At 71.5% G+C, this 22,853-nt stretch carries 20 protein-coding genes and 2 pseudogenes; 10 read left to right on the forward strand and 12 right to left on the reverse strand.

The features are described 5' to 3' along the window. Positions 1-143: 143 nt before the first annotated feature. From ACFU8W_RS48780 to ACFU8W_RS48820, 9 genes are all read right to left on the reverse strand, one after another. Positions 144-1,631 carry an FG-GAP-like repeat-containing protein gene (locus ACFU8W_RS48780; RefSeq protein WP_384052321.1) on the reverse strand — a complete coding sequence of 496 codons (1,488 nt, stop codon included), beginning with the start codon at positions 1,629-1,631 and terminating at the stop codon, positions 144-146. Between the two features lie 37 nt (positions 1,632-1,668). Continuing rightward, positions 1,669-1,809 (reverse strand): hypothetical protein, encoded by a 141-nt coding sequence (locus tag ACFU8W_RS48785; RefSeq protein ID WP_384052322.1) that lies wholly within the window; start codon positions 1,807-1,809, stop codon positions 1,669-1,671. Positions 1,810-2,166: 357 nt separating this feature from the next. Continuing rightward, positions 2,167-2,508, reverse strand: a complete 342-nt coding sequence (locus ACFU8W_RS48790; protein WP_384052323.1) for a DUF6191 domain-containing protein — start codon at positions 2,506-2,508, stop codon at positions 2,167-2,169. Between the two features lie 109 nt (positions 2,509-2,617). Next, complete coding sequence (locus tag ACFU8W_RS48795) at positions 2,618-3,658, reverse strand: NAD(P)-dependent alcohol dehydrogenase (protein ID WP_345510895.1); 1,041 nt, start codon at positions 3,656-3,658, stop codon at positions 2,618-2,620. 61 nt (positions 3,659-3,719) lie between these two features. Further along, positions 3,720-4,493, reverse strand: coding sequence for an SDR family NAD(P)-dependent oxidoreductase (locus tag ACFU8W_RS48800; protein WP_384052324.1), 774 nt, complete (start codon positions 4,491-4,493; stop codon positions 3,720-3,722). Continuing rightward, a complete protein-coding gene (locus ACFU8W_RS48805) occupies positions 4,490-5,161 on the reverse strand; it encodes a TetR family transcriptional regulator (protein WP_345510893.1) in 672 nt (223 codons plus the stop codon). Before ACFU8W_RS48805 ends, ACFU8W_RS48800 begins: the two co-directional genes overlap by 4 nt. 80 nt (positions 5,162-5,241) lie before the next feature. After that, positions 5,242-6,444, reverse strand: coding sequence for a PP2C family protein-serine/threonine phosphatase (locus ACFU8W_RS48810; RefSeq protein WP_384052325.1), 1,203 nt, complete (start codon positions 6,442-6,444; stop codon positions 5,242-5,244). Positions 6,445-6,667: 223 nt separating this feature from the next. Then, entirely contained in the window at positions 6,668-7,432 is a 765-nt protein-coding gene (locus ACFU8W_RS48815) for a GNAT family N-acetyltransferase (RefSeq protein WP_384052326.1), read from the reverse strand. Then, the gene (locus tag ACFU8W_RS48820) at positions 7,429-8,352 is read right to left on the reverse strand and encodes an NADP-dependent oxidoreductase (RefSeq protein WP_384052327.1); all 924 of its coding nucleotides are present in this window, start codon (positions 8,350-8,352) and stop codon (positions 7,429-7,431) included. The genes ACFU8W_RS48815 and ACFU8W_RS48820 overlap by 4 nt, the downstream gene beginning before the upstream one ends. A 499-nt stretch (positions 8,353-8,851) precedes the next feature. Here ACFU8W_RS48820 and ACFU8W_RS48825 point away from each other — a divergent pair, with 499 nt between their 5' ends. From ACFU8W_RS48825 to ACFU8W_RS48865, 9 genes and pseudogenes are all read left to right on the forward strand, one after another. Further along, the gene (locus ACFU8W_RS48825) at positions 8,852-10,516 is read left to right on the forward strand and encodes an ABC transporter substrate-binding protein (RefSeq protein WP_384052328.1); all 1,665 of its coding nucleotides are present in this window, start codon (positions 8,852-8,854) and stop codon (positions 10,514-10,516) included. 46 nt (positions 10,517-10,562) lie between these two features. Then, entirely contained in the window at positions 10,563-12,761 is a 2,199-nt protein-coding gene (locus ACFU8W_RS48830) for an alpha/beta hydrolase family protein (protein ID WP_384052329.1), read from the forward strand. Further along, positions 12,758-13,816, forward strand: coding sequence for an ABC transporter permease (locus ACFU8W_RS48835; RefSeq protein WP_384052330.1), 1,059 nt, complete (start codon positions 12,758-12,760; stop codon positions 13,814-13,816). Before ACFU8W_RS48830 ends, ACFU8W_RS48835 begins: the two co-directional genes overlap by 4 nt. Next, the gene (locus tag ACFU8W_RS48840; RefSeq protein ID WP_384052331.1) at positions 13,813-14,640 is read left to right on the forward strand and encodes an ABC transporter permease; all 828 of its coding nucleotides are present in this window, start codon (positions 13,813-13,815) and stop codon (positions 14,638-14,640) included. The genes ACFU8W_RS48835 and ACFU8W_RS48840 overlap by 4 nt, the downstream gene beginning before the upstream one ends. Next, positions 14,640-16,637 (forward strand): dipeptide ABC transporter ATP-binding protein, encoded by a 1,998-nt coding sequence (locus ACFU8W_RS48845; RefSeq protein WP_384052332.1) that lies wholly within the window; start codon positions 14,640-14,642, stop codon positions 16,635-16,637. Before ACFU8W_RS48840 ends, ACFU8W_RS48845 begins: the two co-directional genes overlap by 1 nt. 41 nt (positions 16,638-16,678) lie before the next feature. Beyond that, positions 16,679-17,293 (forward strand): helix-turn-helix domain-containing protein, encoded by a 615-nt coding sequence (locus tag ACFU8W_RS48850; RefSeq protein ID WP_384052333.1) that lies wholly within the window; start codon positions 16,679-16,681, stop codon positions 17,291-17,293. A gap of 303 nt (positions 17,294-17,596) precedes the next feature. Continuing rightward, the gene (locus tag ACFU8W_RS48855; RefSeq protein WP_384052334.1) at positions 17,597-18,604 is read left to right on the forward strand and encodes an RNA polymerase sigma factor SigF; all 1,008 of its coding nucleotides are present in this window, start codon (positions 17,597-17,599) and stop codon (positions 18,602-18,604) included. Further along, positions 18,502-18,870 (forward strand): annotated as a pseudogene (locus ACFU8W_RS48860) (homoserine O-acetyltransferase); the annotation flags it as partial. The gene ACFU8W_RS48855 and the pseudogene ACFU8W_RS48860, both read left to right, overlap by 103 nt. Before the next feature lie 36 nt (positions 18,871-18,906). After that, positions 18,907-20,160, forward strand: a pseudogene (locus ACFU8W_RS48865) (sulfite oxidase). Between the two features lie 301 nt (positions 20,161-20,461). On the opposite strand, the gene ACFU8W_RS48870 reads toward ACFU8W_RS48865, so the two are convergent. Continuing rightward, the gene (locus tag ACFU8W_RS48870) at positions 20,462-21,370 is read right to left on the reverse strand and encodes an NAD(P)-dependent oxidoreductase (protein ID WP_384052335.1); all 909 of its coding nucleotides are present in this window, start codon (positions 21,368-21,370) and stop codon (positions 20,462-20,464) included. A gap of 41 nt (positions 21,371-21,411) precedes the next feature. Continuing rightward, entirely contained in the window at positions 21,412-22,137 is a 726-nt protein-coding gene (locus ACFU8W_RS48875; RefSeq protein ID WP_384052336.1) for an adenosylcobinamide amidohydrolase, read from the reverse strand. A gap of 193 nt (positions 22,138-22,330) precedes the next feature. Between ACFU8W_RS48875 and ACFU8W_RS48880 the strand changes: the two genes are divergently transcribed. Then, a complete protein-coding gene (locus ACFU8W_RS48880; protein WP_384052337.1) occupies positions 22,331-22,564 on the forward strand; it encodes a hypothetical protein in 234 nt (77 codons plus the stop codon). Here ACFU8W_RS48880 and ACFU8W_RS48885 read toward each other — a convergent pair. Then, the coding region (locus ACFU8W_RS48885) for an ABC transporter permease (protein ID WP_384052338.1) at positions 22,545-22,853 on the reverse strand (309 nt) is incomplete at its 5' end. The genes ACFU8W_RS48880 and ACFU8W_RS48885 overlap by 20 nt on opposite strands.

Genomic DNA, 22,853 nt, shown 5'->3' on the forward strand with positions numbered 1-22,853 from the left:
GACAAACCCCGAATGAGACCCGACCCGCAACCAAGCGGCACAAGGCCCACGTCGGAGCAGCCGGCTGCACGGACAGCACACCACCCAGGCGTGCCCGTTCCGCGCAGACACCAGGCGGACATCACAGCATTACGTGATGACTCTTAGTTGAACGTCGAGCCGAGCTGCGCGCGCGTCGAGACCGTGCCGAGCGTGCCCGCGCCGAAGGTGAACGAACCGGTTGGCGTCACCCCGGAGGAAGTGGACTTGAACACCCACACCGAGCCGGCGTCGGCGTTCTCGCCGGGCGCGCCGACGATCAGCTCGGCGCGACCGTCGGCGTTGGTGTCGACCAGTTTGGCGGCCGCCCCGAAGCGGTCGTTGTTCTCCGCGACGCCGGGTACCCCCGTGGTGTCCTGCGAGTAGCTCTTGGCTCCCGTGCCGGTGAGGCCGAAGGCCGTACCCCGCAGGGTGACGACCGAGCCTGCCTGGCTCCTGCCGTCGAAGTCCTCACCCGGAACGCCGATCGACACGTCCTCGTAACCGTCGCCGTCGATGTCGGCGACCTGGACGGATTCACCGAATGCGTCGTTGTTCTCGGCGACACCCGGGATGCCGGCACTGTCCTGGTTGAAGGCCTTCGCCCGAGTACCGACCGGGCCCGATCTGCTGCCCGGGACGTAGGTGATCATGCCGCCGTTGGCGGTCGGTATCTCCACGTCGCTGTCGTAGCCGTCGACCGCCCGCCCCACGACGATGTCCTCGATGCCGTCGTTGTTCACATCGCCGATGTCGAGGCTCTCGCCGCCCTGGAGCCAGCGGCCGTTCGCGGCTCTGACCGAAACGGGTCCGGTCAGTCCCGCTTTCGTGCCCGTCCAGTAGCGGATGTGCCGCCAGTCGTACTCGTCGACGGAGTTGACCACCGCGGCAAGGTCGGTCACCCCGTCGCCGTTGATGTCGCCCGTGGCGAGACCCAGAAGTCGCATGCCGTCCGTGTCGGTGATCCGGACCGTGCTCCGCGCGGAGCCGTCGCGGCCGAACGGCCCGGACAGCACGCGCAGGTTCAGGTAGTTCTCGACGCCGACGACGTCCAGGTCGCCGTCCCCGTCGAAGTCCCCGCCCCTGACCGTGCGCCCGAGTCTGTCGTAGGCCCCGTCGCCGAGAGCCAGTGTCACGGAACCGGAACCCGACAGCCCCTTGGCACCGCCCCAGATCACCGCGAGCGAGCCCGCGTCGGCGACGGTGCCGACATCCTCGCCGGAGGCACCGACGACCAGATCGGCGTACCCGTCGCCGTCCAGGTCACCGGTGGTGACCGAACTTCCGTACGCGTCCCCGGCCTCGGCGACTCCGGGGATGCCGGCGCTGTCCTGGTGGAACACCTGCTTGGTCGAGGCCTTCAGGCCCGTCGACGAGCCGTACATCACGGCCACATATCCGGCCTTCGCCTTGCCGCCGACGGTCGCCGAGGGCACGGGGACCGCCACATCGGAGTATCCGTCGCCGTTGAAGTCGTCCGGGAGTTCCGCGACGGGGGCTGCCCGGTCGATCGCGATCCCCTGCGCGTGCGCGATCACAGGGGCGGTCATGGCGCTGCTCACTGCGAGCGCGGTGGCGAGTCCGAGGTTCCATCGCAGTGCACGTCTGTTCATGTCACTCCCAGTGCTCTGTCGCTGTGCTGCGTCGGGGTCAGTGGGTGAAGGCCACGCCGAAGCGGGCCGGGGCCGTGCTCATGTCGACCGTGCCGCCGGCGAGCGAGAAGGAGCGGGCGGTGATGCCGGAGGCGGTGGAGCGGAATTCCCGGACCGCAGCAAACAAGACCGGCAGCATGGGCAAACGGTTGTACGCCCCCGTCACCTGACGTGCGGCCACCGCCGCAGCGCAGCCGGGCCTCCCCCACGGCCGTGACCCCTGACAGGCGCGGCGCTGAGCTCCTCTGAAGGGGAACGTGGCCCGAACACGCCTGCCCTGACGGTGCAGGGCCTCCTGCAACTCGGTGCAGATGTCGCCCTCCACACCGAACCCGGAACGCCCCCATCTGTTCAAGCACCGAGGAGGAGCAAGTCGCGCGTCACCGACGTCCCGGGACAGCACACCTGGGCGGCTGTTGGCATCGATCACGACCTGCAGATTCGTCGGGTACCGGTGGTTCTTGCCGAGGTCGGCGATGCTGCGGCGGGACAGCCTTCAGAGCGTGCCGGAGCCCTGCGAGGGGGTGGCCGCAGGGGGGCGGATGACGGCGCGGCCGCCGTCGAGGTCGACGGTGGAGCGGTTCGGCGGGGCGCCGTCCTCCTCGTCGTCACGGAGCAGCAGGGCACTCTGACGCTCCTTGAGTTCGCTCTGCTTGCCCGGTGAGAAGGTCGCGTGCAGCTGCTCGAATCCGGTCGCCGACACCTGGCCCCGGCGCCCGCTGTTGCGCCACGGCAACACCCCCGCTCGCCCGGCTCGCAGCATCAACTGGTCGATGAACGCGACCAGAGTCAGCCCGATCACCAGTCCGGGCAGCGTCATCAGTGCCACGAATTCCATCTGGCGAGTATCGCCGGAGCACCGGGCGTACGCATCTCTCCGGAGCACGAGCGTGCGGGCCGTCGCCCATCGGCGACGGCCCGCACTCCCTCCTGTACCGCTGGAGAAGTCAGCCGTTGGGGAGGATGACGGCGCGGCCGTTGATCTTGCCGTGGTGCAGCCGCTCGTACGCCAGCGGCGCCTCGTCCAGGGTGTACGTCTCGACGTGGACCTCGACCGATCCCGCGCGGGCCAGGTCGAGGACCTCGGCGAGCTCGGAGCGCGATCCCCAGTACGGGGAGGTCACCGTCGTCCCGTAGGGCAGGGAACCGAAGCCGACCGGGAGGGCGCCGCCGCCGATGCCGACGATGGTGACATCGGCGTCGATCGCGGCCGCCGCACCCGCCGTGGTGACCGTGGGAGGTGCCCCCACGAAGTCGAGGACGACCTGCGCGCCGACGCCGCCGGTCAGTTCGCGGACCTTGGCCGCGGCGTGCTCGTCGGAGAGGACGGTCTCGTGGGCGCCGACGGTGCGGGCGAGGGCAAGCTTCTCCTCCGTGACGTCGAGGGCGATGACGCGGACGGCCGTCATGGCGCGCAGCAGCTGGATCGCCACGTGGCCGAGACCACCGGTGCCGATGACGACGGCGGTGGCGCCGGGCACCAGCTTGGGGAGGGACCGCTTGATCGCGTGGTAGGGGGTGAGCCCCGCGTCCGTGAGCGGCACTGCCTGCACGGGGTCGAGTCCGCCGAGCGGCACCAGGTGACGCGGATCATCGACGATCATGTACTCGGCCATGGCCCCGGGCGAACCGAGTCCGGGCGGCGTGATGCCGAGCTCCTTCGCGCGCAGGCAGTAGTTCTCCTTGCCCTCGGCGCACTTGACGCACGTGCCGCAGCCCCAGGGGCCGTAGACCGCGACGGACTCGCCGACCGAGAGACCGGTGACGCCGTCGCCGAGGGCGGCGACGGTGCCGACGCCCTCGTGGCCGAGAGTGAGCGGCAGCGGGAAGGGGATCTGGTCGGCGGGCCAGCTCATCACCGCGATGTCGGAGTGGCAGACGCCTGCGGCGGTGACCTTCAGCAGGACCTGGCCCGGTCCGGGCTCCGGGTCGGGCACGGTGACGACCTCGGGGGCGGCGCCGACGGTGCGGTACTGGACGGCCTTCATGGGGTTCTCCTCGCTCTCACTTCAATTCGATGTTTCCGGCTCCCGTGCCCCCGTCCGGGATTCAGGACGCGGAGTAGCCGCCGTCCACCAGGTGGTAGCTGCCGTGGATGAAGGAGGCGCGGTCGGAGAGCAGGAAGGCGGCGAGTTCGGCGACCTCCTCCGCGGTGCCGAGGCGTCCGGCCGGGTGCAGCGAGATGAGGTGATCGCGGGCCGGGCCTTCGGTGTTGCGCAGCAGGGGTGTGTCGATGAAGCCGGGACCGACGGCGTTGATCCGGACGTTCTGTGCCGCGTATTCGAGGGCCGCCGTCTTGGTGAGACCGACGACGCCGTGCTTGGCGGCGACATAGGCGGGGGATCCGGCGAAGCCGTTGGTACCGAGGATCGACGACATGTTGACCACGGCGCCGCCGCCCGCGGCGACGATGGCGGGGAGTTCGTACCGCAGGGAGTAGAACACTCCGCTGAGGTTGGTGGCGACGACCCGGTTCCAGTCCTCGACGGCGTAATCACCGGTCGGGGCGCTCGGGCCGCCGATGCCCGCGTTGTTGACGGCGAGGTGCAGGGCCCCGAACGTGTCGACGGCGAATTGCACGCCCGCTTCGACGGAGGAGGGGTCGGTCACGTCCATGGCGACGGCGGCTGCCTTCGCGCCGGCGCCTTCGAGTTCGGCGACGGCCCTGCGGGCGTTCTCCTCGTCGTAGTCGGCGACGACGACGGCCGCGCCGCCCGCTGCCAGCCGATGGGCCAGCGCCAGTCCGATTCCGGAGGCGCCGCCGGTGATGAGGGCGGTCCGGCCGGCGAACTCCTGGTCGGCGGGGGTGGGAGAGAGGCTCATGATGGTGCGTTTCCTTCCGTGGTGCTGTGCGGCGCCGGCCCGGCGGGGCGCTGTGCGAGCAGTTCTCCGCAGAGGGCGTCGAAGGCCTGCCCGACCAGTCGGGGCAGGGCGTCCGGCTGTCCGCCGCGGACCCAGGCGGCCTGGGCTGCGAGGAGCGCCCCTGCGCCGGCGGCGACTGTGACGGCGGGACGGATGTCCAGCCGTGGGTCGACGCCGAGCCGCTCCGCGACGATGGCGACCGAGTCCTCCTGGGCGTCCACCCGGATGTGGTGGAACGCCGCGTAGAGGGTCGGCTCCTCCTCGGCGACGACCAGCAGGTCGAAGATCCGGGGGCGCCGGTGCCAGGCCTGTGCCTCGGGGTCTTCGAGCCAGTCGAGGACGGCGCGGCGGTAGGCGGTGAGCGGGGGTTCGTCGGTGGGGCGGGCGCGCAGGGCGTCATTGATCCGGTCACCGTCGCCCCGGAGCGGGTCCAGGACTGCGGCTTCCTTGCTCGTGAAGTACCGGCTGAAGGTGCGCCGGTCGACGTCCGCGTGTTCCGCGATCTCCTCGACCGTCACGTTCCTCAGGCCGCGGTCGAGTACGAGCTCGAAAGCGGCCTGCGCCAGTGAGTCCCGGGTGCGACGGGCCTTGCGGCTCCGCCTTTCCGGGGTCTTCCGTTCCGGATTCATGACTGCACGGTACACCCATAAATGTCCCGGCGCGACATGAGTCTCGTCGGGACACTTGGGTATCGGGTCTCGCCTGTCCGTCACCACTCGCTGAAGGTCTGTGCGGCCCTCCGGGCGCCCTGACCGGACATCGCCCCGGACTGTCGGCGACGGTTGCCGGTCGGCGCCTTGTGCAGGGCGAGCATCGCGATGTCATCGCGTCGTACGCCGCCGGAGAAGGCCTCCAGGTCCGCATGGAGCGCGTCCAGCACTTCACTCGGTCCGTAGCCGGCCCAGCGGTCGAGCCGGGTGTCCAGCGGGTAGAAGGCGCCGGAGGCGTCGCGGGCCTCGGTCACTCCGTCGGTGAATGCCAGAAGCGTCGCACCGGCCGGGAAGTCGAACTGCTCCGCGCCGCGCGCCTCGCTGCTGAGCTCCGCCATGCCCAGTGGTACGGAGGTGAGGCGCAGCGGGACCGCGGCTGCTCCTCCGTCGTGCAGCAGGTGGGGCGGCAGATGACCGCAGTTGACGGCCTCCACCCGGTCCTCGCCCTCGAAGCCGAGGACCAGGGCCGTGACAAAGCGTTCGACCTCGCCGGTCTGGGCGGAGAAGGTGTTGTGCCGGGCGACCGCGTCCTCCAGGGCGTCCACCACTCCGGTCAGGGTGGGCTCGCGGATGGCCGCCTCCCGGAACGCGCCGAGCGCGGCGAACCCCGCACCGATGGCGGCGATCCCCTTGCCCTGCACATCGCCGATGACCACCCGGGTTCCGTACGGGGATTCGACGACCTCGTAGATGTCGCCGCCGACCAGTCGGTCCTCCTCGATCGGCGCATAGACCCCATGGGCGACGACCTGGTCGGTCACGACGGGCAGCGGGCGCAGGATCTGCCGCTGGAGCGCTACGGCCGCGGAGCGCAGCCGGGCGATCTCGGTGGCATGGCGGATCCGCAGCAAACAGGAGCCGACTCCCAGGACACAGGCCAGGACCGTGAAGCCGACACCGACGGCGACGTCCCAGAACGTTCCCCCGGACACCAGCCGGGAGGTGACGACCACCGCCATGATCCAGGCGGCGGTGTACCCCGTCTGCCGGACGGTGCCGAAGACCGAGACGAGGGCGGGCACGACGACGAGCAGCGGCACGACCCGCAGATCCTCGCCGGTACGCACGTCGAGGAGCACGATCACGGCGGTCAGCAGAAGCAGGCCGCCGAACAGCACGGCGTCGCCGACCCGGGGCGCGGAGACCGCGGCCTCCCCCGGATCGGTTCCCACCACCGCCGCACGTCGGTCCCCGATCGTCACGCCACTGCCTCCTCGTACCGGTGCCGGCCTGTTCCCGGCCTCCGCATCCAGTCCACCCGGATCGGACAGCGGCCACACGGGGCCAACGGCCTCAGAGGCAGGGTCGAAGGTCCTCGGTCGGGGTCTGCCGGTGGTGTGCGGTCCAAAAGTCCCGGGCCGAAGGTCCCGTGGCTCCGGCCGCAGGACATCCGCCACCCGGCAGGGAGGAGAGACGGCTCACACGTCAGTGCAGGGCTGCCACCTGCCCGCCACCCGTACCACCGGTGCGTCCGGACACCGGCAGCTGCTGCGGCACGACAGCGGAGAGGAACGACGTCCGGCGGCGGAGCCGGAAGCCCAGGGACTCATAGAGCCTGATCGCGTTCGTGTTGGTCGCGGAGGCATGCAGGAACGGGATGTCGCCGCGCTCCCTGATCTCGTGCGCGACGGCGAGGACGAGGCGGCCCGCGAATCCCTGACCTCGTGCGGACTCGTCGGTGCAGACACCGCTGATCTCGCTGTAGCCGGTCGGGTGCAGCCGCTCCCCGGCCATCGCGACGAGTGCCCCTTCGCGCCGGATGCCGAGGTAGGTGCCGAGCTCGACGGTGCGCGGCAGGAACGGTCCGGGGCGGGTGCGTTCGACCAGGGCGAGCATCTCCGGCACATCGGCCGGACCCAGGCGGACGGCCTCCGGATCCGGGGCTGCTGCCAGTCCGGCGTCGACCAGCTGGACGCCCTCGGCGTGAAAGGTGATCTCCCAGTCGCCGGGCGGCGGTTCGCGCAGGGCGGTGAGGGTGAGCGATGCGCCGGGCCCGGCGAGGGCGGCGGCGTCGGCCCAGTCGTCGGCATCCGGGGTGTCCGGAAGCGCGAGCCAGGGCGCCACATCGGTGGGGTAGCGCAGGACGCGGCCCCGGCGTTCGGCGAAGTGGGCGTGCGGTCCGGTCAGCGAGGCGCGGGCCGGGTTGTCCAGCGGGTGCCCGGACGCGGCGTTGGGCTGTGGAGCACTCATGCGGCAGCCACCTCGATCACGATCTTGCCACGGGTGTGTCCGCTCTCCACCGCACGCAGTGCTGCGGCCGCTTCGCCGAGCGGAAAGGTCTGTGTCACGTAGGTCGTGAAGGCTCCGTCGACGACGAGGCGTGCCACCTCGTCGAGTACGGCTGCGGTACGGGCACGGGCGACGGCCGCCCCGCCGAGCTCGACGGCCAGCGGTTTGCCTCCGGCGCTGATCAGCCGCTTCCGGTCCGTGACCAGTTCGGCCACAGCCCGCAGGTCGTCGCCGCCGACGAGGTCGTAGACAGCGTCGATGCCGTCCGGTGCTGCTGCCCGTGCGCGTTCGGCGACGCCGGGGCCGGACGGGACGTGCACGGCGCCGAGCGATTCGACGAAGTCCTTCTTGGCCTCGCTCGACGTGCCGACGACCCGCAGGCCGAAGTGGCGAGCGAGCTGTACGGCGACCACGCCGACGCCTCCTCCGGCACCGGTGATCAGCAGTGTCGAGCCCGGTTCGAGGTCCAGCTGGCGGAGACCGTCGTACGCGGTGGCGGCCGCGACCGGCAGGACGGCCGCCTCCGTGAACGGCAGGCTGTCGGGCTTGTGGGCGGTCACCGCGACGGGCAGCAGTGCGTACTCGGCGTACCCACCGCTCAGCGGGTTGCCGAAGACGGCGTCGCCGACCTCGAACCCCTCGACTCCGGGGCCGACCCGCTCGACGATCCCGGCCACCTCGCTGCCGAACACGGCGGGGAACTCCGGCGCCGTGCTGCCGGGCCGGAGGTACCCGTCGCGGAGCTTCCAGTCGACGGGGTTCACTCCGGCCGCCCGGACCGCGACCAGGAGCTCCCCGGGCCCAGGGGTCGGTACCTCCTGCTCGACGAAGGCTTCCACCTCAGGCCCGCCGTTGCGGGTGAATACGTACGCCTTGGGCATGAGCTCCCTCGCTCCGGTTCATGGCATCGGCTGTCGGCACCGCCACCGTGGCTTGCAGCAACGAAAAGTCCATTCGGCATGCACGTATTCCCGGGGTCCCGGAGTGTTCACAGGGCCGCAATGATTCCGGATCGAGCTGCATAGGAGCAGGTCGGAGCCGTCCCGCGGGCCGGACGGGCGGCACTCGGGGCGCCCGGATGCGGCGGACCTGCCAGGGTGGTCGTCCCGGATCCCGACCGCCGGTCACCATCCGCCATGCGAGGGGGCCGAGTACATCGAGCGGGTTCCGAACCGGTACGCCGGCCGTGGCCCAGCCGTCGGCCCTCGATCGACACTCCCTTTCACTACCTTTTTTGATGCTTTCTCAGCGATTGAACCCTGCCAGGCGTCCACGACCTGGACGTTCATGCGCCACCCTTTGACGCCTCCCCAGCATTCGTATACCGTCCCCGCCCAGTTGGGCAGTTCTAGTGGACAGTCGCGAGATGGGTGGTTCCCGATGACATCGGAACCGGGTGGAGACTTCAGCCGACGGCGCCTGCTTCGGCTCGCCGGCGCAGGGATGGGCGTACTGGCCGCGTCCGGTGTGCTCGCCGCCTGTGCACCCCAGCCGGCCGACGGTTCCGCCGAGGGCGGTGGCACCGGCACGAAGGGCTCGGGCGCCGAGGCGCAGGGCGCCGACGTGCCGATCGACCAGCTCACCATCGCGCTGCCCTCCTCCATCTCCACCCTCGATGTGGGCCGCGAGTCGGGCGTGCTCAACTACATGGTCGCGGTGCTGGCCCAGGAGTCGCTTCTCTCCGTCGCCCCGTCCGGCGAACTGAAGCCGGGGCTCGCCACGTCCTGGAAGCAGCCCGATGCCCGGACATACGTCTACACACTCCGCCGTGGTGTGACGTTCACCGACGGCACCCCGTTCACCGCGGACGACGTGGTCGCCTCCATCGAGGCCATCCGTGACCCGAAGAACGGCTCGGCCCTCTCGTACGCCTACGCGGGTGTCCAGTCGGTGAAGTCCACCGGTGACCACGAGGTGACGATCCGGCTGAAGGCGCCGGACGCGATGTTCGCGTGGACGACCACGGCAGGCGGACTGCTCATCAGCAGCAGGGCGTTCCTGACCCGGAACCGGGGCAAGATCGGTACGGCTGCCACACTGCTGCTCGGCACCGGCCCGTACAAGGTCACCGAGTTCGCCGCCGACGACCATGTACTGCTGGAGCGCAACGACGCCTGGTGGGGCGAGAAGCCCGCCATCCAGAAGCTCAAGCTCTCCTTCGTCCCGGACGCCGGAACCCGTCTGGTCGCGATGAAGTCCGGTGCCGTGGACGGCGCGCTGAACCTCGCGTCGGACGAGGCCCGCGGCTGGGAGTCGGCCGCCCGCGTCACGTACACCGGCGACCGGTCGGTGGTGTCGCTGGCCTTCGACACGGCCGAGGCCCCGTTCGACGACCTTCATGTGCGGCGCGCGGTGGCCCATGCCACCGACCGCGAGGGCATGGTGAAGGGCATCCTGCACGGCAAGGCCGAGGTCGCCGCCGCGCTGCCCTCGCGCGACATGTGGGGCGATCTGATGTCGGCGGACGAGGTCCGCTCCGGCTACGACGCGATCCCCGCCCTGCCGTTCGACATGGAGGCCGCCCGCAAGGAGCTGGCCAAGTCCTCGGCGAAGGACGGCTTCACGGCGGAGCTGCACTATCCGAACAGTGGTCCACAGCTGGGCAAGGCGGCGCTCGCACTCGCCGCGTCGCTCAAGAAGATCGGCATCACGCTGAACGTCAAGGAGATCACCCTGGAGCAGTGGGTGGCGGAGCTCGGCTCCGGCAAGCAGCCGCTGCAGTTCCTGTGGTACTTCCCCGTCACCGGCGACCCGGCCGAGCTGGCCGACCCCTATCTCCATGCCGCCGCGACGGCGACGGACATCGCGCACTACGACAACGGGGCCGTCAACACCGCGCTGGACACCGCCAAATCGGCCACCGACAGGGACGTCCGCGGCCGGGAGCTCATGAAGGCGCTGCAGACGGCGGGAGCCGACCTGCCGTATCTCCCGCTGTGGTGGGCGCAGACCGCGACCGCGCTCGCCAAGGACTTCGTGCTCCTGGAGCAGGGGCCGTTCGCGTTCATCGGCCCATGGGCCACCAGGATCCGCAAGGCCGCCTGAGCACCCCGACGCCCCCTCTCCCCCATCGGACAAGAAACGGACCACCATGCCCAGCACCGCCGCGCCCAGGCAGCAGCCGCAGCGGCGCGCCGCGATCGTCGTGCGGCACGTCCGCGAGGCGATGCTGCGGCTGGTCCATCCGGCCGAGGCCCGGGTCAGCCCGGACGGGCGCGCGGTCGCGGTGACCGCCGCCGGTCCGGAAGGCGTCGAACTGGTCCTGACCCCGGTCCCGGCCGGGCTCCGGGACGGGGAGGCGGCGGAGGCGGCACCCCCCGTCCTCCTCCCGCCGCCCCGGTCCGCCGCTCCCGCTCACCGTCACAGCCCGCGCTGGCTCCCGGACTCGCGGACCCTGCTGCACATCGCCGAGCCGGCAGGACCCACCCCGGCCCTCGCCCGGCTCGCCGCCCTGGACACCACGACAGGAGCGGTGCGGTCCGTCGCGACCGCCCCCGGCGCAGTCGAGGAGCTGCTGGTCTCCGACGACGGGCGGCAGGCGCTGCTGCTGTGCGCGGAGGACGGTGCCGAACGCGACGGCATGAACCTGGGGCTGCCGGTACGACTGGGAGCCGCGCCCGCACCCGAACGCTTCGCCCCGGGCACCGGCCGCCGCTCCCTGCATCTCGTCGACCTCGCGAACGGCACGATGTGTGAGGCCGGTCCGGCCGGGCTGACCGTGTGGAACGTCGCCTGGCGCGGCGGGACCACCGCCGTGGCCACGGTCTCCGAGGACACCCTGCCCGCCGGCTACTACGGCGCACGGTTCGCCGCCCTGGATCTCGACGCCCGTACCGCACGCACCCTGTACGAGCCGGAAGGCCAGTTGGGCGCTCCGGCCCTCGCCGCGGACGGTCGGCTGGCGGCGGTCTGCGAGGGCATCTCGATCGTCGCCGGGCGCCCGGTCGTGATCGATCCGGTGACGGGCCGTACGGAGGTCGTGCCCGGTGTCGAGGACGCGACCTGGTTGCAGTTCGACGGCAGTGCCGCCGACGATCATCCGGGTTCACTCTGGTTCGCGGGCTGGGACGGTACCGGCTCCCGCGTCGGCCGCGCCGGGCGCTCCCTGTGGTCGGGCGCGGTGACGCTCAGCGGCGCCGCGTTTCAGCCCGCCCTCTCCCTCAGCGCCGACCGGCGGATCGCCGCCACCGTCCTGGACGCGCCGGGGCGTCCCGCCGAGGCCGTCGTCGCCCGCACCGGCGGTCCGGACGCCTGGAACTGGTTGGCCGTCACCACCTTGAACGCCTCCGCCGGTTCGCCGCTCGCCGAGGTCCGTACCGAGGAGACCACCTGGTCCGCGTCCGACGGCCGCGCAGTGGACGGGCTGGTGCTCTCGTCGGGTGCCCCGACCGGACCCCGCCCCCTCGCGGTACTCGTGCACGGCGGCCCCGCCTGGCTCTGGTCCGCCGGATACGCGCCGGGCGATGTGCTGGGGCTCGCCCCGGCGCTTGCGGCCGCCGGCTATCTCGTCCTGCTGCCCAACCCACGGGGCAGCAGCGGCCGGGGCCTCGACCATGCGCGCGCCGTGGTCGGTGATGTCGGCGGCGCCGACCTGGACGACGTGCTGTCCGGCGTCCGCCATCTCGTCGACGCGGGCCTCGCCGATCCGGACCGGGCCGCCGTCCTCGGACACAGCTACGGCGGGTTCCTCGCCGCTCTGGCCGCGATGCGCACGGACGTCTTCCGTGCCGCGGTGGTCGTCTCCGCGCCGACCGACTGGCTGAGCTTCACCCACACCAGCAACATCGGTGGCGGTTACGACCGTACGTACCGCATCGGCAGCGGCAGCACGGACGACCGTGCCGGGCTGATCGCGCGCTCCCCCGTGTTCGCGCAGGGGGGCGGCGGCACACCGACCCTGATCGTGCACGGGTCGGCGGACCGGGTCACTCCCGTCGGCCAGGCACATGAGCTGTACCGCTCGCTGCTGCGGACCGGACGGGCGCCCGTCGAGCTGTACGTGTACCCGGGCGAAGGCCATGAGTTCACCGACGGCAGCCACATCCTCGACGCCGCCGCGCGGGTGGAGGAATGGCTCGCCGCCCACCTGGGCACCGGCGCAGCCACCCCCGCCCTGCCCCATCGGACCGCCGTGCCGGGGGGTGCTTCCCCCGAGCCGATCCCCGGCACGGCCTCTCCGGTCGGTCCGGAGGGTGCAGTCCCCCGTGCACCCTCCGGACCGACCGCTCCCGGACGGAGCGGCTCTGCCACCCCGCCGCCGACCGCAGTCCCGGACGGGAGCGAACAATGACCGCCAACGGCTCGCGGCTGCGCGCGACCCTTCCCCTCGGCTTCGTGGTCCGGCGCCTCGCCGGCACCGTCGGGCTGCTGTTCGTCCTGTCCGTCGCTGTGTTCGCCCTGCTGCAGGCCGCCCCCGGCGACCCCGCGCAGACCCTGCTCGGACCGCGCAGCGCGACTCCGGAGGCGCTGGCCGCCGTACGGGCCCGCTTCCACCTCGACAGCCCGCTGGCCGTGCAGTACTGGTACTGGCTCAGCGACGCGGCCCGTTTCGATCTCGGTACGTCGATCCGCACCGGCGAGAGCGTCGCCGCGGCGATCGGCAGCCGGCTCGTCCTGACCGGTCAGCTGGTCGGCCTCGGTTTCGCCGTGGCGCTCCTGCTGGGACTGCCGCTCGGTGTTCTCGCGGGCCTGCGGAACCGGCGGGGCACCGACCGGGCGGTGCAGAGCCTCGGCGTCGTGGCGCTGTCCACACCCGCGTTCGCGGGCGGGCTGCTCCTCATCTACGTCTTCGCCCTGATGCTCGGCTGGTTCCCGGCGTACGGCCCCGGCGAAGGTTCGGGCACCGACCGCCTGATGCATCTGGTGCTGCCGGCCCTGGCGCTCGGACTCGCCGTCACCGCCGTCCTGCTGAAACTGACCCGGGCCGCGGTGATCCGCGAACTCGACCGGGAGCACGTCACCTTCGCCCGCGCGCGGGGGGTCCGGGAGCGGGACATCCTGCTGCGATACGTGCTGCGCGGCACCCTCGTCCCGGTCCTCACCGGCATCGGTCTCGTCCTCGCCTATCTGCTCGCCGGCACCGTGATGGTGGAGCAGGTGTTCGCGCTGCCCGGTCTCGGCTCCCTGTTGGTTGATTCGGTGACCTTCCGGGACATCCCCGTCGTCCAGGCGGAGGCGCTGCTCATCGCCGCCCTGGTCTGTCTGGCCGGTCTCGTCACCGACCTCAGCCAGCCGCTGCTGGATCCGCGGTTGCGGACCGCGTCCGCGGCGAAGGCCGCGGCAGGCTCTGCGGCAGCGGTCTCTCCCGGCCGGCCGGCCGACGTCCGCGAGGAGGAGGGCCGATGAGGAAGCGCGCATCGCGCCGCAGGTACACGCCGCTCACCGTCTGCTGCTGCGTCGTACTTGTGCTGTTCGCGCTGGCCGCGGCCCTCGGTCAGCTGGTTCTCCCCGGCTGGGACGCACAGGATCTCGCCACCGGCGCCGTCATGCCGGGAGGTGGTCACCTCCTCGGCACCGATGAACTGGGCCGGGACATCGCGCAGATGGTGATCGCCGGGGCGCGCAGCACGCTCGCCGGTGCGGCCCTGGTGGCGCTCGGTTCGATGGTCATCGGCAATGTGCTCGGCGTACTGGCGGGCTATCGGGGTGGCTGGACCGACGTCGTCGTACGCCGCTGGGCCGATCTGCTGCTCGCACTGCCGGCCCTGCTCGTCACGATCGTCGTCGCCGGAATCGGCGGCGGTGGATACGCCCTGGCCGTCGGGGTCCTCGTCGTACTGACCTCACCCGGCGACATCCGGCTGGTGCGCGCCGCCGTCCTGGAGCAGCGCCACCGCGCCTATGTGGAGGCCGCGGAGACGCTGGGGCTGTCCCCGTTCACCGTGATGACGCGGCACATCTGGCCCAACGTGCTGCCGGTGGTGGTGGCCAACACCCTGCTGAACTTCGCCGGGGCGATCGTCGCCCTCAGCTCGCTGTCCTTCCTCGGGCTCGGTGTGCCGCCCGGCGCCCCCGACTGGGGCCGGATGCTCTCGGAGAACCGGACCCTGCTGTACGACAACCCGTCCGCCGCCCTGGCACCGGCGGTGCTGATCATCGTGGCGGCGGTGGCGCTCAACCTCCTCGGAGACCGGCTGTTCGAGGCGTTCTCCGACCGCGGGAGGTCCTGATGGCAGTGCGCCCGGCAACGGACATGCGTACCGCTCCCCCGGCACCGGAAGCCGATCCGCTGCTCGCGGTGGACGGCCTGCGGGTCGCCGCGACGGCGGGCCCGGGCGGCCCGGTCCCCATCCTGGACGGCATCTCGCTGGAGGTCGCCCGCGGCGAATGCATCGGCATCGTCGGCGAGTCCGGCAGTGGCAAGTCCCTGGCCATGCGCGCCGTGGCGGGACTGCTGCCGTCCGGGACCTCGGTCACGGGCGGGTCCGTACGGATCGACGGCGAGGAGGTCCTCACTCTTGCGCCGCATGAGCGGCACGCCCTGCGGGGCCGAAGCGTCACTCTGCTGATGCAGGACCCGTTCACCATGCTGCATCCGCAGCTGACCTGCGGACGTCAGATCGCCGACGGGCTGCGCGACCCGGACGGCGTGCTGAGGCGGCGGAAGGGCAGGGCGGCCAGGCACGCGGAGGTCGAGCGGCGTCTCGCCGAGGTCGGTCTCGGTCCGGAGATCGCCGACCGCTACCCGCACGAACTCTCCGGCGGCATGCGGCAGCGCGTCGCCGCGGCAGCGGCGCTCGCAGGCGACCCGGAGCTGCTCATCGCCGACGAGCCGACCACCGCCCTGGACGCCGCCAACCAGCGCGCCGTCCTCGACCTGCTGCGCGGACTCCAGCGCGACCGGGGCATGGGGCTGGTTCTCATCACCCACGATCTGCGGGTCGCGTTCTCCGCCTGCGACCGGGTGTACGTGCTGTACGCGGGCAGCGTCCTGGAACACGGGCGCGCCCAGGAGCTGGAGTCCGGCCCCCGGCATCCGTACACGGCGGGCCTGCTGGCCTCCGAGCCGTCGGTCCGAGAACGGTACGCCGAACTCCCGGCCATCGCGGGCTTCGTGCCCGCTCCGGGCGCCCGGAGCGGCGGCTGCCCGTTCGCCGACCGGTGCGCGCACGCGGCTGCCGAGTGCCGGGCGGCTCCGATGACGCTGCTGCCCGTGCCGGAGCCCGTCGCCGCCGAGCGCGGGACCGGGTCGGGTCCCGGCTCCGGCGCTCGTTCCGGGCCGGGCGCCCGGCTGACCGCCTGTGTGCGGGTCGGTGAGATCGGCGATGCGCTCGCCGTGCCGCGGGCTCGGGTCCCGGCCGTGCTCCCCGAAGGACCGGAGAGTACGGCCGCGGTGCGGGAGGAGAGCGACGCAGCGCTGATCGCCACGTCCGTCGACCGTACGTTCCGGTCACCTGCCGGTGACCATGCGGCTCTGCGCGACGTGAGTCTGATCGTTCCCCGTCACACTGTCGTGGCTCTGGTCGGCGAGTCCGGCTCCGGCAAGACGACGCTTGCCCGGATCGCGGTCGGCCTGGAGACCTTCGACACCGGCACCGTGACCGTGGGTGGTCTGGCGCTGTCCGCCGGGCGCCGTCCCGGCACGACGGACCGGCGCCGCCTGGCCGAGCAGGTGCAGATCGTCTTCCAGGATCCGTACTCCTCGCTCAATCCGTCGCGTACGGTGGGCGCGACCCTGCGCGAGGCGCTGACGGCCGCCACCGGCAGGAGCGGACGCGACAGGTCCGTGGCCGAGGTGGGGGCGCTGCTCGAGCGGGTCGGGCTGCCCGCCTCGTACGCTTCCCGTCGCCCGGCGGCTCTCTCCGGCGGCGAGCGGCAGCGGGTCGCTCTGGCCAGGGCCCTGGCCGCCCGGCCACGGCTGCTGATCTGCGACGAGGCGGTGGCAGCGCTGGATGTGTCGGTACAGGCGCAGTTGCTCAATCTGCTCACCTCGCTCCAGCGGAGCGAAGGGTTCGCGGTCCTGTTCATCACCCATGACCTGGGGGTGGTGCGGCAGATCGCCGACCGGGTGGCCGTGATGTATCAGGGCCGGATCGTGGAGCAGGGCACCGCGGCCGACCTGCTGGACACCCCCGCGCACCCCTGGACGCGGCGCATGATCGAGGCGCTGCCCGAACGCACGGATGCGGGCGACCAGGATCTGACGTCCCGGCAGCCGCGCCGGTAGAGTGTGCCGCTGACCTGCGCGTACGACAGCGAGGAGGAACGGTGTCAGAGGACCACGCCGCCGCCGGCCTGCCCGCGGCCCCACGTCCACCGGGCACCCAGCAGCCCGGCGCGGGGACGGTGCGTGCATCGCTGGCCGGGAACCTCAACCGCCGTCGCCTGGCGCGTGGTTGGAGTCTGCGGGAATTGTCCGCTGCGACCGGCGTCAGCAAGGGACTGCTGTCCCAGATCGAGCGTGCCGAAGCCAATCCGACCGTCGATGTGCTGGTGCGGATCGCCGATGTACTGGACACCAGTTGCACGGATCTCCTGCGTCAGCCCCTGCTCCGGCCGGAGATCATCCGCGCCTCGTCGCTGGACGAACCGGACGACGAGACCTCGGTCAATCTGCTGTTCGCCGGCCATGAGCTGGGCCGTATCGAGATCTACCGGACCCGTCTGCACCCGCATGCGCAGAGCCAGATCAGCTCGCACGGCGCGGACTCCGTGGAGTACGTGCTGGTGATGTCCGGCCAGGTGACACTGGTGGTGGACGACGTCCCGCATCTGCTGGAGACGGGGGACACGGCGCGCTTCTCAGGGCTCAGCAGCCACTACTACACGACGCAGGACTCCCCCGCCGTCACCCACACCGTCGTGGGATACCCGCGCGACTGACCCGCCCCGCGGCCCGGTCCGGAATCGATTTCGACTCAACTGCCCACCGATACGGGCCAGTCGGGCCACATCGGGCGGACACCTGTGGCAGTCTGATAGTGACCGTCCCACCGGGCTCCCCCGTACCGGTGGGGCGGTTCTGTGTTCTTCCGCTCCTCACCTGCACGGATGCGACACCGGATCACGAACGTTCCCGGCCATTCGCGCCGATTGGCCGGATCGACTCACTCTCTCACGCATGAGTGCCCCTGCCGGGGGCAGGCGCATACACCTCATGGCCTACGACCAGGGGAGCGTGACGAGATGACGGCGCACAGAGCGCGGACGACCGGTGCAGACGCCCCGGGCATGACCGGCTCGGCGAGCGAACTTCCGTGGATCGAGGATGCCGGAAAGGTCGCCCCGAAGGACGCGCGGGTCCTCTCTCGCCTGTTCTTCGACCGTCTTCAGCTCCTCGAGGAAGGCACCCCCGCCCATCAGTACGCACGCAACACGCTCATCGAGATGAACCTCTCGCTCGTCCGGTTCGCCGCGGGCCGGTTCCGGAACCGCGGCAGCGGCGACATGGAGGACATCGTCCAGGTCGGCACGATCGGGCTGATCAAGGCCATAGACCGGTTCGACCTGTCCCGCGAGGTGGAGTTCACCTCCTTCGCGGTGCCGTACATCGTCGGGGAGATCAAGCGGTTCTTCCGCGACACGAGCTGGGCAGTCCACGTGCCGCGCCGGATGCAGGAGTTGCGGGTCGACATCGCCAAGGCCAAGGAGTCACTGGCTACGGAGTTCGACCGCGACCCCACCGTGCCGGAGCTCGCCGAGCAGCTCGGGATCGGCGAGGACGAGGTCGCCGAAGGCATCGTCGCCGCCAACGGGTACACCGCGGGATCGCTGGACATGCCGTCGGATCCGGCGGGCGCGGGACGGCTCCACCCGCCGGGGCGCACGCTCGCCGACGCCCTCGGCTCCCCGGACCCCGGCATGGAGACGGTCGAGAATCTGCACACACTCGCCCCGCTGCTGGGCCACCTCGACGCGCGCGAGCGTCGCATCATAGACATGCGCTTCGGTCAGGAGATGACGCAGTCGCAGATCGGCGCGGAGCTCGGCATCTCCCAGATGCATGTGTCGCGGCTGCTCAGCCGGATCCTGCAAAAGCTCCGCAGCGGCATGTTCGTCGAGGAGCGAGAGACGACGAGTGAGGTGCCGGCCAGGGAGGCCGCCACCAGGTGGAGTCGTATCTCGACCACCACGCCGCCAAGCTCGTGCACCGTTTCGACGCGGGCAGCTACGTCACCCTCACCGAAGCGATGAACGGGCACGACATCGGCCGGGACCGGGGCGGCATCGCGCAGGCGCTGCACCGTGCGCGTATGCCCTCACTCGTCGCGGGCGTCGACTCCGACCGCCTCTGTCCGCTGCATCAGCAGGCGGAGTTGGCCGATCTGCTGCCTGGCGCGGACCGCCTGCGGGTCCTTCAATCTCCTTACGGACATGACGGCTTCCTGATCGAGACGGCCCGGGCCGTCTCTCTGGTGAGGGAGTTGCTCTCCGGCTCCGCCGACGGTCCACCCGTCTGAACTGTTGTCCGTCCACTCACCATCCCAGGAGTGTTGATGAGATCCGTTCACCTGTCCGAGGCCGGATACGACCGAATGCGACTGCGGGAGTGGTCGCGCGGTGTCGCGCGGTCCGCCGGGATCTACCGCCGCGATCTGCTGAAGTTCGTGGCGGCCGCGTCGGTGGCCGGAACCGCCACGGCCGCCCCCGCACAGGCAGCCGTCACGCCGGCTCCCGGCATTGTGAAGCCACTGCCGCCGGAGCTCTTCACCGTGCGCGGCACCAACGCCGAAACCAATTTCGCGGCGCTGCGGTCCACGGGGCTCCTCACTCCAGCCGATCGCTTCTTCGTACGCAATCACACCGTGACGCCGAGGATCGACGCGGCGGACTGGCGGCTCTCCGTATGGGGCAGTGGGCTGACCGGCCCGGCCGTGGACTTCACCTAAACGGAGCTGCGCGCCCTGCCGTCCGTCACCCGCACTGCTTTTGTCGAGTGCGCCGGAAACGCCCGCAGCTTCTGTGCGACACAGCAGAACCAGCAGGTCAGCGGCACTGCCTGGACCTTGGGTGCGATCGGTACGGCTCGCTGGCGCGGGGTACGGCTCGCCGATGTGCTGCGACGGGCGGGGATCGGCAGGGACGCGGTCGACGTGCTGCCGCGCGGGCTCGACAACGAGGTCATCAGCGACGGGACGAACCTGGGGCGGGTGCGGCGTCCGCTGCCGGTGTCGAAGGCACTGGACGATGTGCTGCTCGCGTACGAGATGAACGGCGAGCCGCTGCCGCCCGACCATGGTTACCCCGTGCGGCTCATCGTGCCGTCCTGGGTCGGCATCGCGAACATCAAGTGGGTCGGCGACATCGAGGTGAGTGCGGAGCCCCTGCTCTCGCCGTGGAACACCGGTCTCTACCGGCTGTTCGGCCCGGCGTATCCGCCGGAGGGCGGCGCACCGCTGACCCGGCAGACCCTGAAGAGCGCGTTCGAGCTGGCGCCCGGTGCGTCGGTTCCCGTGCACCGCCGCCAGGTGCTGACGGGGCGGTCCTGGTCGGGAGGGGTGCCGGTGCGTTCCGTCGAGATCAGTACCGACGGCGGCACCCGGTGGCGACGCGCCCGGCTGCGCGACGAGCCCCGGAGCGGGAGCTGGGTCCGCTGGTCGGCCGACTGGCTGCCGAAGGAGCGCGGTTCCGCGGTCCTGCTGGCACGGGCGACGGACCGAACGGGCCGTACCCAGCCCGATGTGGCGGTCCACAACACGCAGGGGTACCTCTTCGACGCGGTCGTACGGCACGAGGTGCGCGTGGTCTGAGCGGAGCCAGGTGCGGCCGGCAGAAAAGACCCGGCATCTCCGGGACCCGGCTGACAAGAACTCGGTATGCCGATCAACTCCCCCGCGCCCCTCGACCCGTTGGAACCGCTGCTGGCCGAGCCGGCGTGCGGACGTCTCGTCATCGAGTTCGTCCGCCGGCTCGGGATCGGCGAACCTGGCACGGCGAGGACACGTTCCGCAAGGTCGACGGGATCTGGCTGATCGCCTCGCGCACCACGTTCCTGGCGTTCGGCGGGGCCACGGAACGCGTGGCCCCGGCGCCCGCCGCGACCGGGGACGGTCAGTCGTCGTCCTTCTCGGCGGGGCGGCCCGCGTAGTAGGTGGCGATCATGTCCTCGCCGCCGTGTCCCGCCTCCTCCGCGCGCGTGAACCGGTCCGCCGACGCGGCGACGAGATCCAACGTCACCCCGGTCCGTTCGGCGGCTGCGAGGATGAGGCGGGTGTCCTTGAGTGCGGTGGACAGGGCGAAGCTCGGGGTGAGGTCGCCGGAGAGGACCGCGGCAGACTTGCCCTGGAGATACGCGGAGTCCAGCGGGCCGCCCTTCATCACGTCGAGGAACGACTGCGGGTCGATGCCCAGCCCCTCCGCGAGGTTCAGGCACTCGGCGATGCTGCCCACCATGTTGATCACCCAGGTGTTGACCACGAGCTTCAGCCGCGAGGCGGCGCCGGGTGTTTCGCCGACCCAGACCGTGCGCTGTCCGATCGCGTTCAGCACCGGGTTCACCAACGGACGGACGGCGGACGGACCGGAGACAAAGACCGTCAACGCACCCTGTTCCGCGGGCTGCTTGGTACCCGCAACCGGGGCATCGAGATAGACGAGCCCCAAGTCAGCAGCCCGCTGGGCAAGTTCGGCGGTGGCGTCGATTCCGACGGTGGAGCTCTGCAGCAGGACCTGGCCGCGTTGCGCCCCGGGCGCCGCGGCGGTGAGTGCGGCGGCCACGGACAGTCCGTCGTTCAGCATCGTCACGATGACGTCGGCGCCGCGTACGGCTTCCTCCGCCGTTTCGGTGACCGTGGCGCCGTCGGCGGCGAGGGGGGCCGCCTTGGCCTGCGTACGGTTCCAGGCGCGGACGTCGAGTCCGGCGCGGAGCAGGCTCCGGGCCATCCCGGATCCCATGATCCCGGTGCCGAGGACGGCCACGGTCGGCCGCTCGGGGATGGCATTGGCAGAGGTGGACGTCATGAGAGCAAGGGTCCCTTCGTCGGCGCGTGGTCGGTGCGAGGTCAAGGGTGCCGCAGCGAGCCCTCCCGTACGGCGGTGTGCACGGCTCGGGCGAGTCGCGCCCCCCAGGTCGAGCGCGGGCCCGCGAAGGGTTCCCCGGCCGCGCCGGGTCCAGGCTCCGGTGAGGCGATGCAGACCGCGTCCGTGGGGGTGCCGGAGCAGTCGAGTCCGGCGTCCAGGAGCGCCTGGACCTTCGCCTCGGTGGCGGTCGCGACGGCATTGACCAGGGCGGCGTCGGAGAAGGCCACGGGGACGGTCACGACGATATTCACCGTGCCCGGCGACAGCGGCCCGGCGTGTCCCGCGGCCGGGTCGGCGGCCCAGCCCCGTACACCCAGACCGGTGGTGGCGGTGGCGGTCACGCCCTCGTCGTCGGCGACGGTGTACGCGGTGACATCGGCCGCGGTCATCAGTCCGGCACCGGGACCGGTGAGCGCTTCGGCGGCGGCGATCTCGGCGAGGTGCCGGTCGGGGTCGAGGCGCGGATAACCGCCGGGCACCTGGGCGTTGAGGATCCACTCGCGCATCCCGATGCCGCCGCCGAGTACGGCGCTGCTGCACACCCGCCAGCCGGGTCCGAGCCTCCAGACGAGGTGGTGCAGGGCGAGACCGTCCTCCTGCCGGGTCAGCAGTTCGCCCCGTTGCCCGGGTGGGCGGACGCGTACGGAACGGATGGTGCACCCCCGGTGGCACGGCAGGACGACGGTCGGAAACGGTCTGTCGATCATATGCGGCAGGTGCGGCACCGCTCCGTGCGGTGCCGCACCTCTCTGTCGGAGCGGGTCGGACCTCGTCGCGGGCCATCGCGATCAGACGGTCGAGGACGGCGGCATCGGCGCGCACACCGTCGTAGGCGTAGGCGTAGGCGTCGGTGACCCAGGTCCGCAGGCCTCGGACCCGGTCCAGCGGGGAAGGCTCGCCGTGGCGGGCCTTGCCGGCGGCCCTTCCGCGGTGCGGTTCCTCGCGCCGGCCGAACGGCTCAGGGAGGTACGGGAGTTCCGGCCGACGATGTCGGCGGAGCGGGCCCGGCGGACGGCCGAGAACGCCGACGGGGCGGCGTATGCCGACGCGGTGTCGGAGTACGCCGCCCCGGGACGGGACGAGTTGCGGGAGGCGGCCCGCGCTGTCACGGCGGTTACTCCGGGTCGCTGTTGAACTTCGCCTTCGACCAGTAGTAGCCGAGCACGGTCAGGCCCAGGCACCAGGCGATGGCGAGCCACCCGTTGTGGCCGATCTCGCTGCCGAGCAGCAGCCCGCGCAGGGTCTCGATGGCGGGCGTGAACGGCTGGTACTCGGCGATCGGCTGGAACCAGCCGGGCATGGAGTCGACCGGGGTGAAGGCGCTGGAGAGGAGTGGCAGCAGGATCATCGGCATCGCGTTGTTGCTGGCGGCCTCGGCGTTCGGGCTGACCAGGCCCATGCCGACCGCGATCCAGGTGAGCGC

The organism is Streptomyces sp. NPDC057565 (genome assembly GCF_042801455.1).
In the GTDB taxonomy this organism is placed as follows: Bacteria; Actinomycetota; Actinomycetes; order Streptomycetales; family Streptomycetaceae; genus Streptomyces; species Streptomyces yanii.

Coding starts and splice junctions, on each gene's coding strand:
- ACFU8W_RS48825 (WP_384052328.1), top strand. CDS start 8,852: ATGACATCGGAACCGGGTGGAGACTTCAGCCGACGGCGCCTGCTTCGG.
- ACFU8W_RS48870 (WP_384052335.1), bottom strand. CDS start 21,370: ATGACGTCCACCTCTGCCAATGCCATCCCCGAGCGGCCGACCGTGGCC.
- ACFU8W_RS48820 (WP_384052327.1), bottom strand. CDS start 8,352: ATGCCCAAGGCGTACGTATTCACCCGCAACGGCGGGCCTGAGGTGGAA.
- ACFU8W_RS48795 (WP_345510895.1), bottom strand. CDS start 3,658: ATGAAGGCCGTCCAGTACCGCACCGTCGGCGCCGCCCCCGAGGTCGTC.
- ACFU8W_RS48815 (WP_384052326.1), bottom strand. CDS start 7,432: ATGAGTGCTCCACAGCCCAACGCCGCGTCCGGGCACCCGCTGGACAAC.
- ACFU8W_RS48800 (WP_384052324.1), bottom strand. CDS start 4,493: ATGAGCCTCTCTCCCACCCCCGCCGACCAGGAGTTCGCCGGCCGGACC.
- ACFU8W_RS48830 (WP_384052329.1), top strand. CDS start 10,563: ATGCCCAGCACCGCCGCGCCCAGGCAGCAGCCGCAGCGGCGCGCCGCG.
- ACFU8W_RS48835 (WP_384052330.1), top strand. CDS start 12,758: ATGACCGCCAACGGCTCGCGGCTGCGCGCGACCCTTCCCCTCGGCTTC.
- ACFU8W_RS48875 (WP_384052336.1), bottom strand. CDS start 22,137: ATGATCGACAGACCGTTTCCGACCGTCGTCCTGCCGTGCCACCGGGGG.
- ACFU8W_RS48805 (WP_345510893.1), bottom strand. CDS start 5,161: ATGAATCCGGAACGGAAGACCCCGGAAAGGCGGAGCCGCAAGGCCCGT.
- ACFU8W_RS48845 (WP_384052332.1), top strand. CDS start 14,640: ATGGCAGTGCGCCCGGCAACGGACATGCGTACCGCTCCCCCGGCACCG.
- ACFU8W_RS48790 (WP_384052323.1), bottom strand. CDS start 2,508: ATGGAATTCGTGGCACTGATGACGCTGCCCGGACTGGTGATCGGGCTG.
- ACFU8W_RS48785 (WP_384052322.1), bottom strand. CDS start 1,809: ATGCTGCCGGTCTTGTTTGCTGCGGTCCGGGAATTCCGCTCCACCGCC.
- ACFU8W_RS48780 (WP_384052321.1), bottom strand. CDS start 1,631: ATGAACAGACGTGCACTGCGATGGAACCTCGGACTCGCCACCGCGCTC.
- ACFU8W_RS48840 (WP_384052331.1), top strand. CDS start 13,813: ATGAGGAAGCGCGCATCGCGCCGCAGGTACACGCCGCTCACCGTCTGC.
- ACFU8W_RS48855 (WP_384052334.1), top strand. CDS start 17,597: ATGACGGCGCACAGAGCGCGGACGACCGGTGCAGACGCCCCGGGCATG.